General features: G+C 36.3%; 1 protein-coding gene. It reads left to right on the top strand.

What is annotated here, in order from left to right; translation table 11 throughout:
• Positions 1–281 (top strand): 4Fe-4S binding protein (locus BFN48_RS12030; RefSeq protein ID WP_141706182.1); only part of this gene is annotated, 281 nt, incomplete at both ends.

Below are 281 nucleotides of genomic sequence, written 5' to 3'. Positions count from 1 at the left end.
TGTGGATTAGGGCAGACAGCACCGAACCCAGTATTATCAACATTAAAATATTTCAGACATGAATATGAAGCACACGTAAATGAAAAGAGATGTCCTGCTGGTTCATGTAAAGCATTACTATCATACCACATTCAAGAAGATTTATGTAAAGGATGTACAGTATGTGCTAAGGTATGTCCAGTAGGAGCTATATCAGGAGAAAGAAAGAGTCCACATGTAATAGATCAAGATAAGTGTATCAAGTGTGGTGCTTGTATGGAAAAATGTCCATTTAATGCTAT

The sequence above is a fragment of the Caloranaerobacter ferrireducens genome (assembly GCF_001730685.1).
Taxonomy (GTDB): Bacteria; Bacillota; Clostridia; order Tissierellales; family Thermohalobacteraceae; genus Caloranaerobacter; species Caloranaerobacter ferrireducens.
The sequence above is the reverse complement of the archived record's forward strand: the minus strand, read 5'-3'. Positions and strand labels throughout refer to the sequence as shown.